Here is a 15074-nt window from a genome sequence, read left to right as displayed (position 1 = left end):
CAACTGCGCGTGGACTTGACGGCGCTTCTCCCGCCTTTCGAGGCAAACGAAGGAGATCGCCGTCGATGGCTGGCCACCAACGCTATCGCTTGCTCGATGAACTGCGCGGTGTCGCGGCTGTGGCGGTGCTCGTCTTTCACATCGGCACGCGCGGCGGCGGCCCGCTGCTCCTGCCCAATGGCTTCCTCGCGGTGGATTTCTTCTTCATGCTCAGCGGCTTCGTCATTGCTGAAGCCTATGAAGCGCGCCTCCAGGCCGGCCTTACGTTCACCGGGTTCGCTGCCCGGCGGCTGGTGCGCATGGCGCCCGTTGCAGTGCTCGGCGCAGCCATCGGGGGTGCCTACCTTGTCGCTCGCGCCTTTGCCGCGCCCGCCCGCTCCGATCCGCTGATCGAGGTCGTCGGTGCCAATCTGCTCAACCTCATGATCCTGCCCAAGTTGTGGCACGGCCGTGCGACGGGATGGGAGCTGTTCCCCGCCAATGGGCCGCTTTGGTCGCTGTTCTTCGAAATCGCGATCAATCTGATCTGGGCCGCCTTCCTTGCCGGGCGGAGCAGCCGGGTCCTGTGCCTCGTTGTCTCCATCAGCGCGGGGTTTCTCGTCGCGCTCGGCCTGCACTTCGGGTCGCTCGACATCGGCTGGGAGGCCATCTCGCTGACAGGCGGCGCAGCGCGGGTTGGTTTCGGATTCGGCACCGGGTTGCTGCTGCACCGCATGCGAGCCGGGATACCGGCCATGGGGCGCCCGAGTGCGATCATGGCATTGACAGCACTCGTTTATTTCCTCGCTCTGCCGCTGCCCCTTCTGGGCTGGCAGCTGCTGATCGTGCTCGTATGCATGCCGGCTGTGCTGCTGGTCGCGGTCGCTGCCGGGAAGGAGCAAGTGCTTCCCGGCGGCACTTTGCTCGGCCGCCTTTCCTACCCGCTTTACGGGATCCACGTGCCGCTGCTGGCGCTCACCGCAGGCGCCTTGAAGTATGTCGGAGGCGGCGCGAGCGGCCATTGGACGGCGCTGCTGCTCGCTCCGCTGCTGCTCGTGGCGGCTTGGGCAGTTTTGGTCCTGATCGACGAACCGGCCCGGCGCTGGCTCGCCCGGCGTATTCCGGCGAGCGCCGATTCGTCCGGCGGTACTCCCCAGCCGCAAACCGCGCACCGGGTCCGCCGTACAGCAGCCGCCAGGCATAGCGCCCGCGGCCAACTGCTTCGGAACTGAACCTTGTTGCGCACGTCGGATGGTCGTTCGATCGCTATGTCCGGCGTGCTCCGGGCGTCCTCCTCTCCGCTTGCTCCAGCCTTGGTCAATACCGACTCGGTTATCACGTATAGTGAAATAACTATGATTCGTGATACAGTAAATACGGAGTTAATAATTCAAAGAATCGGGCGTTAATTCCAGTTATTGGCGTCTTGTACGCAGGCGATACAAGTATTGGAGATTGAAATGGCGACGATCAATGGAACCAAGGGCAACGATCTGATTTCTGGTACGTCGGGGGCGGATGTCATTACAGGTGGCGCAGGCAAGGACGTCATTAAGGGCGGCGCCGGGAATGACGTGCTCTATGGCGGCGCGGGCAAGGACTTCCTCTACGGCGGCGATGGCAACGATGTGCTCAAGGGCGGCGGTGGGCAGGATTCGCTCACCGGCGGCGCCGGGTCGGATCAGTTCGTGTTCCGTTCGGCAGAAGGCTTTGCACCGTTTTCGTTCAGCGGCGGCAATGGCGTGGCTCAAGTCTGGCAGTGGGTGATTGTTACCGACCTGACGTTCTCCGAAGGCGACAATGTCCGCATCACCGGGTTCGATGATATCTTCGGTGCGCTCGGCCTCGGCCGCAAGGGCACCGGTTCCTACTTCATCGACGGGCAGGATGACGTCAACGCCATCGCGAACTTCCTGAAGGCGAACCCGAGCAAGGGCAGCTACTACGAAATCAAGGGCGGCGCCTTCGACGGAACGACGTTCCTGCTGAACGATGCCAACGGCCACGTTCAGGCGCTCACGCTCAACAATATCCATCCGGACGCCATCGTGATCTGATGGGCTGCATGGGGGAGGGGCTGCGGCACGGCTCGCCGTTTGGCGGCCTGTGCCGCGCCCCGGCCCGCCCCTTCGCCAATGCATTCCGTCCACCGCACCATATTGAGGATGGCTTCCGCCCGGGCATCGGCTAATCTGCGTGCTCCACCCCGATGGGAGAGCGGCGCATGAGCATTTTCGATCAGATTCTCGGCCAGATCAGCAGCAATGTCGATGTGAAGAATCTTGCCGCCAAGGTCGGCATCGATCCTTCGATGGTCGAAACCGCGATTGCCGGCCTCGCTGCGGGCCACGCCGCACCGACCGACACGGTCGAGACCGCCGCCGCCAACACCGGCATCGATGCCGGCATCCTGCAGCAGATCGTCGGCCACATCGGCGGCGAGGGTTCGCTCGCCAGCTTTGCGACGTCGCTTGCCCAGCACCCGGATGCTGCCGGCATGATCGGCAATCTGCTCGGCGGCAAGAGTGGTGAAAGTCCGCTCGGCGATCTCGGCGCCCTCGCCTCGGGCCTGTTCAAGTCCTGATCCTTTTTCCGGCATGACGGACGCTGCCCTTTCGCTCGCGATGCTTACCGCGCTCGCGCTCCTCGCGGGCGCGGCGTTTCTCTGGCGCAAGGGCGAGCGCCAGCGCCCGTCGCTGATGGCCATCCTCGCCGCCGTGATGATCACCAATGTCGTGATCTGGTCGCTGCCGACGGCTGGCGGAGAGACCCTGACCACTGCGGCAGCACCTGTTGAAAGCAAACCATGACCGATCACATTGCTGGCAAGTCCATCGTCATCACCGGCGCGGGCGGCGGTTTTGGCCGCCTCGTCGCGCAGAAGGCCGCGACGCTTGGCGCCAAGCTAACCTGCGGCGATATCGACCTTGCCGCCGCGCAGGCCACCGCGGATACGGTCACGGACGCGGGTGGCACCGCCATCGCGGTCGAGACCGACGTGCGCAGCCTCGCAGCGGTCAAGGCGCTTGTCGCCCACGCTGTCGAGGCTCATGGCGGCATCGACGTGATGATCAACAACGCGGGCATCATGCCGCTGGCGTTCTTTTCCGATCACGAAGCGGCCTATGATGCGTGGGAACGCTGCATCGACATCAACATCAAGGGCGTGCTCAACGGCATGGTCGCCGCCTACGATCCGATGATCGCCGCCGGGCGCGGGCAGATCGTCAACTTGTCCTCGATCTACGGCAACTTCCCGGTGATCGGCGCGGCGATCTATGGCGCCTCGAAGTCTGCGGTGAACTTCCTCTCGGAATCGCTGCGGGTCGAGAGCCGGGGCAAGATCAAGGTCACCACGATCAAGCCGACCGGCGTGCCCACCACCGGCCTTTCGGGCACTGTCATCAACCCCGCCGCGGGCGTCGGCATCGTCGCGCACAACATGCCCGAATTCATGGACATGGTGCAGCAGATCGGGGCGGGCACCTTCCCTTCCGAGCGGCTCAGCCCCGACTCCATCGAGTATGCCAGCCTCGCACCTGACCACATTGCCGACGCGATCGTCCACGCGATCAACCAGCCTTGGGGCGTCTCGATTTCCGAAGTGACGGTGCGTGCGGCGGGCGATCACTTCGTGCTGTGAGCCCTAATTAATTCCGCAGTGGTCGTTAAGTCCGAAGCGGTTCAGCCTCTCCCCACGGGCTTTTTGGCCTTTGTGCCGGATCGACCCGATAAAAAGCACTTGGGGAGAGGCAGCATGAAACAATTGGCACGCGCCAATCGGGCGCGCTTTTTCAGGCTCTTGATGATTGGCGGGGCGCTCATGCCCGCAGCCGCGCTGGCGCAGGCCAAGCCGGCCGATGCCGACAACACAAGTGAAGAACAGACCGCCGCCACCGGGGTCGACAACATCGTCGTCACCGCCCGCTTCCGCAACGAGAAGCTGCAGGACACCCCGCTTTCGGTCAGCGCACTAAATGCGAACATCATCCAGAATTCCGTCCTGCTTGATGTGCAGAACATCCAGAAGTTCCTCCCCAACGTGCAACTCGCGCGTATTTCCTTCGCAGGTAATGCGCTCTCCGCCTCGATCCGCGGCGTGAGCTTCGCGGACCTTGAAAAGACCTTCGATCCGGCCATCGGCATTTCGATCGACGGCGTGTTTCTTGGTACCAATACTGGCGCGAACGTTGATTTCTTCGATCTGGAATCGGTCGAAGTGCTGCGCGGTCCACAGGGTACACTCTATGGCCGCAACACCATCGGCGGCACGATCTCGCTGCGCCGCACCCGCCCCACCGGCGAACTCGGCGCGACGCTCCATGGCCGCTACGGCAGCTACAACACCTATGATCTCGATGCTGTGGTGAACCTGCCCAAGATCGGTGACGTGGCCTCGGTCAAGCTGTTCGGCCTACTGCGCAAGAGCGACAGCTTCACCCGCAACCGCTATACCGGAGAGCGCGAGAAGGGCCGCGATTTCTGGAACGTCGGCGGGTCCGTCCTGTTCGATCTGGGCCCGGATTCGACTGCGCAACTCTCGGTCGACTACCAGAAGGACCGCTCGGGCTATCCTTCAACCGTCAACCTCACCACGGCCAGCGGCCTACCTTTTGGTCTGGGAGGAAACATCTGCGATTTCACGCAGACCATATTTGCGGCGGTTCCACCGCTCAAGGACCTCGGCTGTGCGACGCAGGGCTATCTCAAGCAGGCCAATGAAAACTACACGCTGGCCAACACCTCGCTGCCTTTCCGCAGTTATATTGACGGGTGGAATGGCTCCTTCGAGATCAACACCAAGATCGGTGGGTTCAAGCTCACCGCGATCACGGGCTATCGCAACACCAGCGACGCTCTGCTGGAGGAAAACACTGGTGCACCGCCGATCCCTGTCGCACCCGGCGTTTCGCTGCCGTTGTTCGTCGCTGCGCGCGATCAGACCTATAAGCAGTTCAGCCAGGAAGTACGCATCGCGGGTAACCTGACCGACCGGATCGACCTTGTCGCTGGCGGGTACTACTTGCACACTGACTATTTCATCCAGCCCTTTCCCTACAACGGCAGCCGCGCCGCACAGGTCTATGTGCTCAATGGCCCGGCGCAGAGCTTCACCGCCGGGCAAAAGCTCGATTCCTTCGCGATCTTTGCCGAATCGATCTTCAAGTTGGGCAGCAATGTCCGCCTCACTGTTGGCGGCCGCTACACGTGGGAAACCAAGGACTTCAACATCAATTTCACAGTACCCGGCGCGTTCAAGGCTGCTGCCAAAAAGACCTTCAGCGATCCCACAGGCCGCGTGATCCTCGATTGGAAGCCCACGCCAGATGTGATGCTTTATGCCAGCTGGTCGCGAGGGTTCCGTTCCGGTGGCTTCAATGGCCGCGCCACTTCGCCCACCTCGATCGGGCCCTACAATCCCGAGCGCGTTGACAGTTTTGAAGGCGGCGTGAAGAGCGAACTGCTCGGTGGGAAGCTCCGTTTCAACCCCACCGTCTTCTACGTGAAGTACAGCAACAAGCAGGAGGACATCATCCGTGCTGCTGGCGCCGGCACTGAAACTGTGGTCGAAAATGCTGCTTCAGCCCGTATCTGGGGCATCGAACTCGACATGCAGGCGCGGCCCACGCCCGATCTCACCCTACGTGCTTCGGGCGGTTACCTCAACGCCAGATACAACTCGTTCCTCATTCCTGACCTCGCCAACCCCGGCCAATTCCTCGACGTCTCGGCCCAGCGCAACTTCCGCCGCGCGCCAAAATACTCGTTCAATGCCGGGCTTGACTACGGGGTTCAGCTCAGTTCGTCCAACCGTGCGACGCTGACCATCGACTACGCCTTTATCGATGACCTGACCACCTCGCCTCTCGCTGACACGACCGGCCTGCGCCGCGACGTAATCCCGGCCTATGGCACGCTCGATGCCTCGATCGCGCTCGTGCACGAAGGCAGCTCCCTCAAGAACCTGCGCATTTCTGCCTATGCCCGCGATCTGCTGAACAAGGGCGGGAGGCTCTCCAACGTGCTCGATGCGGGCCTGTTCTACTTTGGCGTGGTCGCCCCGCGCCAGCAGTTCGGCGTGGAAGCGACGGTGAAGTTCTGACCAAGTCGGAAGCGTGCTTTCCCGCGGTATGATGGAGAGGGCACGCTTTTGCCGTCATGCATTTGATACCCACGCAGCGGATTCCAAAAGTCCATTAGCGCGTATCTGTAGTATACCCCAGTAGACCCAGAGCCTTGAGGCCCCGTGATGGAGCACTTATCACAGTTGCATCCTAAAAATTGAGTTGGGTCTATCAGATCGCAGAACACGGGCTTTCAGATTGCCTGACACAAGTGCATCTCTTCCCGACGGGCGGACAAATGGTAAACCCGACACTTGCTCCGCCAGCCCTGCGCAGACAGAGCCGACATATCTGTTCATCGCCTCCGAAGTCCGTTCCGGGAGCACATACGTGGCTGAACTCCTGTCCTACACCCTCGATGCATCCGGTGGAGGAGAGGCGTGGGAATTGACGAAAGAGCAATTTCGCCATTTCAATGATCGTTCGACCCCAGCCGACGTAGCTGAAAGCATCTCGGCGCTCTGGCTCAGTCCGCAGGCGATACGCTCGGCGAAAGTCATGTGTTCGGCTCTTTCAGTCCTGATCCGCTGCGCAAGGGCAGATAATGCCCTGCATGACCTAGCATTCGGGTCACGGGCAAAATGGATCGTGGTGCGCCGACGCAACCGGATACGGCAGGCAGTAAGCCTTGCCATGGCGCGCAAGACCAACCAGTATCACGTTTATGCCCCTGTCGAGGACGAAAGGCCTGTCGATGTCTCGCTGCAAGAGATCGAGGCTGCGCTTCGTGCCGTGATCATGGCGGACTGCTTCCTCGAGAGCTTTCTGACTATCCCCAAAGTCTGCTGCGAACTGTTTTATGAGGATGTTCTCGCCGATCCGGCGGGAGCAATCCGGCGTGCGCTTTCGGATCTGGGTCTTGTTACCGATCCAAAGACGTTCTCGTTCAGCGAGGCCAAGCTTGTGCCGGAATGTCAGTTCCGGAAAGCTGAACTGGAGCGATCCTTCCGGCATTGGTTACTGGAGAACAATCACCGGACAGAGTGAGCCGCAGGCTGCGGCGCGTTGGTGAGGGGAGCATGGCATCTCCACAAGAACCTGCCCAAATCAGCAGTGGCCGCATCGGCGCGCAGTTCCCATTATCGCTCATCGCAACGAAGAGAGAAGGAACGAGCGAATGGATCTGGGGCTTAAGGACAAAAAGGCCATTCTGGTCGGCGCCAATGGCGGGATCGGCCGGCAGGTGGCGCTCGCGCTCGCGGCGGAAGGCTGCCACGTGGCGGTCTGCGGTCGCACGCAGGTCAAGGTCGACAAGATCGTCGGCGAACTCGCGCCGAGCGGCGTGACCGTCTACGCAGAGGCGCTCAACGTCACCGATCCCGAGGCTGTACCGGCGTTCGTCGACAAGGCGGCGGCAGCGCTGGGCGGCTGCGACATCTTCATCAGCTTCACTTCGGCCAACCTGGGCGAGGACAGCGATGCCGGCTGGGATGCGGTGATGCAGGCCGATATCCTGCCGATGCGGCGCGGTGTCGCAGCGGCAAAGCCTTTTCTGCTCAAGTCCGATGCCGGCTCGATCATCTGCATGAGCTCGACCGGCGCGGTCGAGGAATTCATGGGCGTGCAGCCCTACAATGCGCTGAAGGCGGCGGTCATGGTCTATGCGTCGGACCTGTCGCAGGCGCTCGCGCCCGAAGGCATCCGCGTCAATTGCATCACCCCCGGCCCGATCATGACCGAGGATGGCCCCTGGGCCTACATCAAGGAAAAGATGACACCGTTCTACGACGCCACGCTCGCCAAGATCCCGATCGGCCGGATGGCGACAGGCGAGGAACTGGCGCGCGCGATCGTGTTCGTCGCGTCACCGGCGTGCCTCGCGATGACGGGCGCGAACATCGTCGTCGACGGCGGCTATACCAAGCGCGTGCAGTTCTGAGCGGCACCCCCCCCTCCTCTGAAGAGGAGGGGGCTGTCGATCAGCGGATCGGGCAATCCGGCGCGAGGCGCATGTCGAGGTAGTTGTCCACCGCGCGCATCATGTCGTCGAGTTCGTTCTCGAAGAAGTGGTTGGCGCGGGGCACTTCATCATGGTGGATGGTGATGTGCTTCTGCGTGCGCAGCTTGTCGACGAGCTTCTGCACCGCGTTCGGCGTCACCACCGTATCCGCCGCGCCCTGCACGATGATGCCGCTGGCGGGGCAGGGGGCGAGGAAGCTGAAATCGTACATGTTGGCGGGCGGCGCGACCGAGATGAAGCCGCGGATTTCCGGGCGGCGCATCAGCAGCTGCATGCCTATCAGCGCGCCGAACGAGTAGCCCGCGATCCAGGTCGTGCTCGCCTCGGGGTGGATCGACTGCACCCAGTCGAGCGCGGCGGCGGCATCCGAAAGCTCGCCGATGCCGTTGTCGAAGCTGCCCTGGCTGCGGCCGACACCGCGGAAGTTGAAGCGCAGCGTGGCGAACCCGCGCGCGACGAATGTCTTGTACATCGCCTGCGTGATGCGGTCGTTCATCGTGCCGCCAGCCTGCGGGTGCGGATGGAGGATCATCGCGACGGGCGCGCGGGGGCGGGTGGCGGGCTGGAAGCGGCCTTCGAGGCGACCATCGGGACCGGGAAAGATGACTGCGGGCATGGACTGTCCTGAACTGCCGGGCCGGGCGTAGCGTTCAAGGCTCGGGCTTTTGGGCCGCACGCCACGCCGGGGCTGGGAAAAGCGAGAGGCCGCTATATAGAAATGGTTGCCTCAAAAGCAATCATTCCCGCCAGCCTACGGATTTCCGCACCCGATGCCCGCCATCTATCTCGATCATGCCGCCACCACGCCGCTGCTCCCCGCAGCGCACGAGGCCATGCTCGAAGGCTTTGCGCACTGGGCGAACCCCTCGAGCCCGCACAAGGCAGGCCGCGCGGCGCGGGCTGCGCTGGAGGAGGCGCGGGCGCGGGTAAAGGCGGCGCTGGGTTGGACGGGCGAGGTCATCTTCACGTCGGGCGCGAGCGAGGCGCTGGGGATCGCGCTGGGCCGGGCGCAGGCAGACCGGCAGATCGTCAGCGCGGTGGAGCACGATGCGGTGTTTCGCGCGGCGCCCGGCGCCGATGTGCTGCCGATCCGCGATGGCGCGCCGGATGGCGAGGCGCTGGCGGCCTTGCTGGCGGCACCCGGCCGCGCAGTGGTGGCGGTGCAGTCGATCAATTCCGAAACCGGCACGGTGCTGATGCCGTCGGTTCAAAATGTATTGGCCGAGCAGGTCCGCGCGGCTGGCGGCTTGCTGCTTGCCGATTGTTCGCAGTCAGCTGGCAAGGGCGCACTGCCCGATGCGGACATGCTGGTCGTCTCCGCGCACAAGCTGGGCGGGCCGATTGGCGTGGGCGCGCTGCTGGTGCGCGATTGGGCGATGCTTCAGCCGAGCGGCGGGCAGGAGCGCGGCTATCGCCACGGCACGGAGAACCTGCCCGGAGCGCTTGGCCTTGCCGCCGCGCTGGAGGCGGGGGGCCTTGAAAGCTGGCAGACCACCGCCAAGCAGCGCCTCGATTTCAGGAATGCCTTGTTCCGCCACGGTGAGGTGCTGACGCCGGGTTTCCAATGCCGCCACATCTTCGCCGTCGCCGCGCCGCGCATGGCGGCGAATGCCATGCTGATCCGGATGGATTCGCTGGGGTTCGCGATTTCTGCCGGGAGCGCCTGTTCGTCCGGCACGCTGAAGCCCAGCCATGTATTGCAGGGTTTCGGCATCGATCCCGAGGTGGCGCGGCGCACGGTCCGGGTAAGCATCGGCTGGAACACCACGCTTGCTGACCTCGATGCCTTTGCCGCGGCGTGGGCCGAGGTCAACGCGTGATCTACCTTGATTATCAGGCGACCACGCCGCTCGCCCCCGAAGCGCGCGAGGCCATGCTGCGCTGGCTGAGTGAAGACGGGTTTGCCAATCCCCACAGCCCGCACCGCCCGGGGCGCGCGGCTGCGGTGGCGGTGGAACTGGCGCGCGAGCAGGTGGCCGCGCTGTTGCCGCCGGGCGGGCGGGTGATCTTCACCTCGGGCGCGACCGAGGCGCTCAATCTGGCCATTCTGGGCTGCGGGGCGAAGCGGCTGGCGGTCTCCGCCATCGAACATGCCGCCGTGCTCGATACGGCGCGCTTCGCTGATCCGGATTGCGCGATCCTGCCGGTCGGTTCGGACGGTCTGGTGCCGGCGGATGTCGCAATCCCCGTAGGCACGGGTCTCGTTGCCGTCATGCAGGTCAACAACGAGATCGGCACGGTCCAGCCGGTCGAGGCGCTGGCCGATGCCGCCCATGCAGCAGGCGCCCTGTTCCTCTGCGACGCGGTGCAAGGCGCAGGCAAGCTCGCGCCCCCGGTGAATGCAGACATGATCGCGATTTCCGCGCACAAGCTCCACGGCCCCAAGGGGATCGGCGCGCTGTGGGTGCGCGATGGCGTCCCGCTTGCCCCGCTGATCCACGGCGGCGGGCAGGAGCAGGGCCTGCGTTCTGGCACGCTTTCCCCGGCGCTCTGTGCCGGTTTCGGCGCGGCGGCAGCGCTGTGCACAAGTCTGCGGGAAAGCGATGGACAGTACGTGGAAAGCCTTTGGGCACAGGCCCGCGCCCTCTTCGCGGACTGGACGCTGAACGGCAGCGCGGAGCAGCGCTGGCATGGCAACCTCAACATTCGCCGCGAAGGCCTCGATGTCGCGCGACTGATGTCGGATTGCCGCACCGTCGCATTTTCTGCAGGATCTGCCTGTGCCAGCGGGTCCGGGCGGCCTTCCCATGTCTTGCGCGCGCTCGGACTTTCGGACAGGGAAGCAAAAACCGCGATCCGCATAGGTTTCGGACGCTATACCAGGGCAGGGGATCTTGAACGGGCCGCCGCCGCAATCCATGCGGCTGTTGGTGCGCAGGGAGCGTTGTAGCCATGGTCAAGGTCACCTTCATCACCGCGCAGGACCAGCGTATCGAGCGCGAGGCCGAAGCGGGCACGCGCCTCCTCGAAGTGGGCCAGAACGCCGGGCTGCCGCTCGAAGGAACCTGCGAAGGGCAGATGGCTTGCTCCACCTGCCATGTGATCGTCACGCCCGAATGGTTCGAGAAGCTCGCCCCCGCCAGCGATGACGAGGAAGACATGCTCGACCTCGCCGCCGGGGTGACGCGCACGAGCCGCCTCTCCTGCCAGATCGTCCTGACCAATGCGCTCGACGGGCTGGAAGTGCGCGTGCCGGAAGAAGCGCGGGATATGCAGGGCCGCTGAGCCGCGCTAGGGGTATCTGCCTAGGCCCGGATCAAGGGTCGCCCCGGGGAGCGAATTTGCGTCAAGCGCTGCAGTATCGGTTCGCGTGCGCGCTGCTGCTGGCGCTGGCGATGGTGGCAGCTGCTCCCGCTCAGGCCCAGCTCCGCGCGCTGCAGAACCCTTCCTTCGAAGCCAACGATCCGGCGGGACCGGGCACACCGAACTTCGAGATCCTGCCGATTGCTTCGGTACAGGGGTGGAGCTCCACCACGGGCGAGATCGAGCTGTGGGACAGCAATTTCAATGGTGTGCCGTCCTATCAGGGCAACGTCTTTGCCGAAATGAACGCCAACACCAATGGCACGCTGTTCCAGAACATCTGCCTGATAAACGGCGAGCCGTTCGGCTGGACTTTTGCGCACCGCGCCCGCGCCGGCGGCCCCGCCACCCAGACCGCGCGGTTTCAGGTGGCGTCGAGCACCGGCACGGTGATCCAGACACTGGCAACGCAGTCGTCCACCACTGCAAAACCAGGTGTGGAACGTCAACACCGGCAGCGCGACGTACAACGGCGCATCGGGCCTCCAGCGGGTGCAGTTCACGACCAACGATACCGGCTCGTTCGGCAATTTTCTCGATGCGATCCAGCTGACCCTCAGGCCCTTCGTGCAGATTTCGGCGGCCAGCAGCACGGGCGCGGAAAGCGTGCCGAACGTCAGCATGGCGACCTTGCTGGTAACCGGCACGGCGCCGAACGCGATCAATGTCATCGTTACCATCACCGGCGGCACCGCCACGCGGGGCAGCGACTATACCACGCCCGGCAATGCCGCGACGTTCACCGTGACGATCCCGGCGGGCACCTATTACAACAGCCCCATCGCGCTTGGCATCAACGTGGTTGACGATACGGCGGTCGAAACGGCGGAAACCATCGCCTTTTCGATCAGCGCGGGCACCGGCTACACCATCGCCAACACCACCACATGCGGCGCTTCGGTGCAGAGCACCGGAACCTATACGATCACCGACAACGACGGCCGGGTCACCCTGCGCAAGCAATGGGCCGATGCGACGGTGAACGACACCGCCACCGTCACAGTGTCGCGCGGGGCCACTGCCATCGGCACGCTGTCTGCTACGGCCACAACGGCAAGCGCTTTGATAACGAGCGCGACGCCGACGCCCGTGGTGCTGGGCGAGACGGTGACGCTGGGCGAGACGCTCGGGAGCGCGAACGTCAGCCGCTATTTCGGCACCGTCGCCTGCACCGGCGCGGCGGATACGAACCTGGCGGACGGCCTCACCATCGGCGCCGCCGAGACGGCGATCACCTGCACCTACACCAACACCCGCGTCCCCGCGCTTGTGGTCGCCAAGACCTCGACCGTGCTGTCCGACCCGGTCAATGCGTCGAATCCCAAGGCCATCCCCGGTGCCGCGCTGCGCTACTGCATCCTCGTCACCAATCCCGGCACGCTCGCAAGCAGCAATGTCGCCGCCACCGATCTGTTGCCCGCCGGGATCACCTACACCGCCGGCTCCGCGCGCAGCGGCGGTACTTGCGCTACGGCCACGACAATCGAAGATGACGATGCGGCGGGGGCGGACGAGAGCGACCCTTACGGCGTCTCGTTCGTCCCCGGCACGCTGACCGCCAGCGCCACGTCGCTCGCGCCGGGCGCAAGCTTCGCGATCACGTTCGACGCCGTACTCAACTAGACTGCCAGTTGCGACATGGCGGTGCCCGCCTATGCTGCCCCAAAACAAGGGGAGAGCACGTGATGGCCTATGATACCTAAAAGCTGCTGCGGGTCGTGCGCGATGGCGCGCTGGTTACCGCCACGGTCGATGCGCCGCCGATCAATGTCATCACGATGGAGCTGTTCCAGGAGCTGGCCGCGCTTGCCATCGAGCTGGAGGCCGACCCGACCGCGCTCGTCTTCGTGCTCAAGAGCGCGGACCCCGATTTCTTCCTCGCCCATTTCGACGTGGCGCTGCTCATCGCCATGTCCAATACACCCGCCGCACCCGGCGGCGAAGTCAACACCTACCACGAGATGTGCGCGCGCTATCAGCGCATGGACAAGGTCACCATCGCACAGATCGAGGGCCGGGTCGGCGGGGGCGGGGCGGAACTGTCGATGAGTTTCGACATGCGCTTCGGCGTGATCGGCAAGACGGTGATCAACCAGATGGAAGTGCCCATCGGCATCCTCCCTGGCGGCACCGGCACGCAGCGTCTGCCGCGCCTCGTCGGCCGGGCGCGGGCCATCGAGATCATCCTCGGCGCGGGCGACCTCGATGCCGAGACGGCCGAGAAGTGGGGCTGGCTCAACCGCGCGCTGCCCGCGGACGCCATTGATGCCCACGTCTCGGCTCTGGCAAAGCGCATCGCCAGCTTCCCGCCCGAGGCCGTGCGGCTCGCCAAGCGCTCGATCGAAACCTCGGCCCTGCCGCTGGACGAAGGCTGCCGGATCGAGGCGGATCTGTTCCAGCAACTGCTGTTCAGCGATACCGCGCGCGCGAAGATGCAGCGCTTCCTCGATCTCGGTGGACAGACCCGCGAAGCCGAACTGCGCGTGGCAGACCTCAGCGCCGAAGTGGCAGGTGGGGGCTGAATCAGGCGGGCAGGGCTGAAAGCAGATAGCGCACGGCATTGCCGCCCATGATCCGCGTCGTCGCAGCCTCGTCATACCCTCGTACAAGCAGGGCCTCGGTGATGAGCGGGAAGTGATTGACCGCAATCGGCAGCGGCAAGGCACAGAAGCCCGAGCCGAGCGCCACGCCTTCGGGGCCGACGACTCGCACGAGATGATCCAGCGCGCGCATCACGGCGTCGGTCTCGGTGCCGCCGACATAGTCCGGCACGAAGCCGAGGCCCACGATACCACCCCTTGCGACCACTTCGCGCAGCAGGCTGTCGGGCAGGCACTTGGGGTCGTCGTGGCAGGACGCACTGCCGGTGTGCGTCACCAGCGGCGGGCGCGCGGCGATGGCGAGGACATCCTCGATGGTGCGCGGCGAGGCGTGGGCAAGGTCCACCACCATGCCCAGTTCGTCCATCATCTTCACCGCGTCCCGCCCCAGCGGCGTGAGGCCGCCAAGCGAATGGCCCGATGAAGAGGCCGCGAAAGGTGTGTCGGTGTAGTGGCACAGTTCGGACATGCGGAAGCCGGCCTCGAACAGGCGCTGGAAATTGCGCGGATCGTAGTTTGTCCCATCGGCGCCTTCTAGACCGAGGTAGACGCCGCGCACGTCCTCTCCGCCCGCGCGGCGGTTCAGCAGTTCGCTGAGATCCCCGCTGCGGCGGATCATCCGGATGCGCCCTTGCGAACGCGCGCAGTGACGCTCCAGTTTGCTGCCCAGATAGAGCGCGCGGTCGACCTGCCGGGTGATGGCGCGCGCCGGCCATTGGTCAAACACGCCAAGCGCAGTGAGCCGGTCGCTCTTGTCGGTGAGCCCGCCGCCGATGACCTCGCGCGGAGCCTCCGTCACCACCAGGAAGCCCTGCAGCGCCACACCGCCGTCCGCCATACGCGGAAAGTCGAAATGCCCGAGCGTGCTGCGCCGCAGGAGATCGCGCCGCCAGATCAAGGTATCGGCGTGGATGTCGGCAACCACAAGGCGCTTGTGCAGTTCCTTTGCCAAACCGGAGACTGCGGGCGGGTCGGGAAGGGCGCGCGTGCCGAAGAGGTGCTCTGCTGTGAGCAGTTGCGTGCGCACCAGTACGGTCCACAAGATCACAAGGCCGGCGAGCGCCAGTGCGATCCAGCCGCCGAACGAGACCAGTGTTTCCATCACCA

General features: G+C 64.4%; 15 protein-coding genes. 13 read left to right on the top strand and 2 right to left on the bottom strand.

What is annotated here, in order from left to right:
* The first annotated feature begins 65 nt into the window (after window positions 1-65).
* From IP83_RS01085 to IP83_RS01050, 8 genes are all read left to right on the top strand, one after another.
* Window positions 66-1211, top strand: a complete 1146-nt coding sequence (locus IP83_RS01085; RefSeq protein ID WP_054120353.1) for an acyltransferase — start codon at window positions 66-68, stop codon at window positions 1209-1211.
* 228 nt (window positions 1212-1439) lie between these two features.
* Window positions 1440-2036 carry a calcium-binding protein gene (locus IP83_RS01080; RefSeq protein WP_072381154.1) on the top strand — a complete coding sequence of 199 codons (597 nt, stop codon included), beginning with the start codon at window positions 1440-1442 and terminating at the stop codon, window positions 2034-2036.
* 167 nt (window positions 2037-2203) lie between these two features.
* Window positions 2204-2563 carry a hypothetical protein gene (locus IP83_RS01075; protein WP_054120351.1) on the top strand — a complete coding sequence of 120 codons (360 nt, stop codon included), beginning with the start codon at window positions 2204-2206 and terminating at the stop codon, window positions 2561-2563.
* A gap of 13 nt (window positions 2564-2576) precedes the next feature.
* Window positions 2577-2789, top strand: a complete 213-nt coding sequence (locus IP83_RS01070) for a hypothetical protein (protein WP_054120350.1) — start codon at window positions 2577-2579, stop codon at window positions 2787-2789.
* A complete protein-coding gene (locus IP83_RS01065) occupies window positions 2786-3622 on the top strand; it encodes an SDR family oxidoreductase (protein WP_054120349.1) in 837 nt (278 codons plus the stop codon). The genes IP83_RS01070 and IP83_RS01065 overlap by 4 nt, the downstream gene beginning before the upstream one ends.
* Window positions 3623-3736: 114 nt before the next feature.
* A complete protein-coding gene (locus IP83_RS01060) occupies window positions 3737-6082 on the top strand; it encodes a TonB-dependent receptor (protein ID WP_082364394.1) in 2346 nt (781 codons plus the stop codon).
* Between the two features lie 352 nt (window positions 6083-6434).
* A complete protein-coding gene (locus tag IP83_RS19780) occupies window positions 6435-7091 on the top strand; it encodes a hypothetical protein (RefSeq protein WP_156309521.1) in 657 nt (218 codons plus the stop codon).
* Between the two features lie 130 nt (window positions 7092-7221).
* Window positions 7222-7983, top strand: a complete 762-nt coding sequence (locus tag IP83_RS01050) for an SDR family NAD(P)-dependent oxidoreductase (protein WP_054120346.1) — start codon at window positions 7222-7224, stop codon at window positions 7981-7983.
* 40 nt (window positions 7984-8023) lie between these two features.
* On the opposite strand, the gene IP83_RS01045 is transcribed toward IP83_RS01050, so the two are convergent.
* Entirely contained in the window at window positions 8024-8680 is a 657-nt protein-coding gene (locus IP83_RS01045; RefSeq protein WP_054120345.1) for an alpha/beta hydrolase, read from the bottom strand.
* Between the two features lie 154 nt (window positions 8681-8834).
* On the opposite strand from IP83_RS01045, the gene IP83_RS01040 reads away from it, so the two are divergent.
* The 5 genes from IP83_RS01040 (at window position 8835) to IP83_RS01020 (ending at window position 13889) form a co-directional block, all read left to right on the top strand.
* The gene (locus tag IP83_RS01040) at window positions 8835-9884 is read left to right on the top strand and encodes a cysteine desulfurase family protein (protein WP_054120344.1); all 1050 of its coding nucleotides are present in this window, start codon (window positions 8835-8837) and stop codon (window positions 9882-9884) included.
* On the top strand, window positions 9881-10954 hold the full coding sequence (locus IP83_RS01035; protein WP_054120343.1) for a cysteine desulfurase family protein: 1074 nt from the start codon (window positions 9881-9883) through the stop codon (window positions 10952-10954). Before IP83_RS01040 ends, IP83_RS01035 begins: the two co-directional genes overlap by 4 nt.
* A gap of 2 nt (window positions 10955-10956) precedes the next feature.
* Window positions 10957-11289, top strand: a complete 333-nt coding sequence (locus IP83_RS01030) for a 2Fe-2S iron-sulfur cluster-binding protein (RefSeq protein ID WP_054120342.1) — start codon at window positions 10957-10959, stop codon at window positions 11287-11289.
* A gap of 513 nt (window positions 11290-11802) precedes the next feature.
* Window positions 11803-12990: a DUF11 domain-containing protein gene (locus IP83_RS01025; RefSeq protein ID WP_054120341.1), complete on the top strand. Its 1188-nt coding sequence runs from the start codon at window positions 11803-11805 to the stop codon at window positions 12988-12990.
* Between the two features lie 95 nt (window positions 12991-13085).
* On the top strand, window positions 13086-13889 hold the full coding sequence (locus tag IP83_RS01020) for an enoyl-CoA hydratase/isomerase family protein (RefSeq protein WP_197274236.1): 804 nt from the start codon (window positions 13086-13088) through the stop codon (window positions 13887-13889).
* A 1-nt stretch (window position 13890) separates the two neighbouring features.
* Here the strand turns inward: IP83_RS01020 and IP83_RS01015 are convergent, their stop codons facing one another.
* The gene (locus tag IP83_RS01015) at window positions 13891-15069 is read right to left on the bottom strand and encodes a dipeptidase (protein ID WP_054120340.1); all 1179 of its coding nucleotides are present in this window, start codon (window positions 15067-15069) and stop codon (window positions 13891-13893) included.
* Window positions 15070-15074 lie beyond the last annotated feature (5 nt).

This window comes from Novosphingobium sp. AAP93 (assembly GCF_001296055.1).
Taxonomy (GTDB): domain Bacteria; phylum Pseudomonadota; class Alphaproteobacteria; order Sphingomonadales; family Sphingomonadaceae; genus Novosphingobium.
Note: the sequence above shows the minus strand (reverse complement) of the source record. Positions and strands in the feature narration are given on the sequence as shown.